Here is a 2,439-nt window from a genome sequence, read left to right on the forward strand (position 1 = left end):
TCCCCGACCAGGCTCCAGAACCCTTCACGGTCCTCGACCGACCAGGCGTGAAGCTCCGAATACGTGGAAAACGCTACGCCGGCTTTGACTCCGGCGGCTTTGGTGAAGGCGGTCAAGGGTGCTGCGTCAATCTGGTCTTGCGTCGGGGTCCAGAGCGGTTGTTCGGCAGCCATGATCGTTCCTCCACGGTCGCCATCGCTTATGCATATCGCAGCGCAGCAGAGCAAGATTTTGTTCGGCTGATGCGACCAGATGTGCGCAAATGCCATCGCCGGGCCATAAAGACTTGAAATGCCTCAGCCCTAAGTCGTAGTGACAACTTGAAGTCGTAGTGACGGCCGGAAGTCCTGGTCACGACTGGAGTCGTGGTGACGACCGGGGCCGTGGTGACGACCGGGGTCGTGGTGACACCTGGGGTTACACCCGTCGGGCGATTGTCGGAATGGAAGCATACGGGGCCATATGCCATCATCTATGATCCGGCGCGGAATATGGGCGATCGGCGCTGCCGTGATCGTCGTCGCGCTGGTCGTTGCCGCCCTGCCGCTGATTGCCTCCACCCGTATCGTGCGCGACCGCATCGCCTGGGAAATGAGTGCGTGGAGCGGCTTCCGTGTCGCCATCGACGGTTCGCCGCGTATCGAGGTCTGGCCGACATTCCGCGCCATCCTGACCGATGTGACGCTGTCACAATGGACCGACACCGAGGCGCCGCCGGTGGTCGAGGCAGAACGGGTCGAGGTCGACCTTTCCGCCATGGCGGCCTTGCGCGGCGACGTGGTGTTTTCGACGGCGCGGCTGGTGCGGCCGACGATCCGGGTCCAGCGCACGCCTGCCGGCCTTTTCCTGCCCGCTGTCCCGACCGGCGGGCGCATCACGCGCTCCATCGACACGGCGCGCGGCCTGGTCAACGCCGACCCCGCCAAACCGGACCTCGACAAGCTGCCTACCGACACCTTCGGCACGGTCGAGTTTCGTGACGGCCGCATGGTAGCCTCCATCGGCGGCAAGGACGTCGAGATCCTGAGCAGTTTGAACGGTCAGGCAAATTGGGCGGCGATGAACAGCAATGCGACGCTGTCGGCAACCGGCATCTGGCGGGGCGAAAGCGTCGCGCTGGACGTCGCCTCGGCCAAACCGCTTGTGCTGTTTGCCGGCGGCACGGCGCCGCTGACACTGTCCTTCAAGGCGGCGCCCGCCACCTTCTCGTTCGACGGCACGGCCAGCATGTCTGAAAATACCTATTTCGACGGTCAAGCGAAGTTCTCGGCACCCTCGCTGCGGCGTGTCCTGGAATGGTCGCAGGCCGGCATCGCTCCGGGTGCGGCGATCGGCTCGGTCAGCATTTCGAGCAAGATCACCGCGACCGGCGGGCGCGTCAAGTTCGACAACACGGCGATTGCACTCGACAACAATCCGGGGATGGGTGCGCTGGACCTCTCGCTTGGTGAAGCACAACCGGTGATCTCCGGCACGCTCGCCTTCGACACGCTCGACCTCAGATCGTTTCTGTCGGCCTTCACCCCGCTGGTGCCGACCGGAGGGGCGGGGCCTGGCGAAATCGACACAAGTTTCGCCGACAAGATCAATCTCGATCTCAGGCTGTCGGCGGCGCACGCCACGGCGGGGCCGATCCAGCTCGCCGACGTCGCCGCCACCGCACAGGTCAAGGATGGTCTGTCCGTCTTCGACATCTCCGATGCCTCGGCCTTCGGCGGCAACATCCAGACCAGCCTTCGCTTCGATCGCAAGCCGGAAGGCTCGCAAGTCGAAATCCGCCTTCTGGCGTCCGACATCGACGGCGGTGCTTTCGGCACGGCGGCAGGGATGACGCGGCTGGTGCCGGTCGGCACGGGCACCGTCTCGGTGATCCTCAAGGGGCCGGGCAGAACCTGGGATTCCATCTTCGACAATGCCGACGGCTCGGTCTCGGCGACCTTCGGGCCGGGTGCGTTGAGCAAGCTCAACCTGCCGGCCTTCCTCAAACATACCGAACAGGGCGGCTTCTTCGCGCTCGACGATGTCTCCGACGCAACATTGCCGATCGACGGTGCCGAGATCAAGGCAACCATTTCGAAGGGCGTGGCGCGAATCGACAAGGCCGAGGCCAATTCAGCGAAGTACAAGATCTGGCTGTCCGGCATCGCGTCCTACGCCGGGCGCGGACTGGCCTTGTCCGGCGGCGTCATTCAGCCGGATCAGGCGGCAACGCAGGCCAACGGCCAGCAAGGCCCCAACCAGTCGTCGTTCTTCGTCGGCGGAACCTGGAGCACGCCGTTCATTTCCCCGATCAGCCGCGGCGTTTCGGGGGAATAAGCGGTCGCGTTTTCGTCTTCAGCCGCGTTGCGCGGCCTGCTCGTCGAGCTGGCGCTGCACCTCACGCCGCTTGTTGGCAAGCGAGGCGATGATGACGCCGATCGCCACGACGGCGATCAGGAT

General features: G+C 64.6%; 1 protein-coding gene and 1 pseudogene. One reads left to right on the forward strand and one right to left on the reverse strand.

Annotation, left to right across the window (positions count from 1 at the left end; all coding sequences use genetic code 11):
• Positions 1-462 precede the first annotated feature (462 nt).
• On the forward strand, positions 463-2,316 hold the full coding sequence (locus EN969_RS26605; RefSeq protein WP_024505753.1) for an AsmA family protein: 1,854 nt from the start codon (positions 463-465) through the stop codon (positions 2,314-2,316).
• Positions 2,317-2,334: 18 nt separating this feature from the next.
• Here EN969_RS26605 and EN969_RS26610 read toward each other — a convergent pair.
• Positions 2,335-2,439, reverse strand: a pseudogene (locus tag EN969_RS26610) (putrescine ABC transporter permease PotI); the annotation flags it as partial.

It is taken from the genome of Mesorhizobium sp. M7A.F.Ca.CA.003.01.2.1 (genome assembly GCF_003998945.1).
Taxonomy (GTDB): domain Bacteria; phylum Pseudomonadota; class Alphaproteobacteria; order Rhizobiales; family Rhizobiaceae; genus Mesorhizobium; species Mesorhizobium ciceri.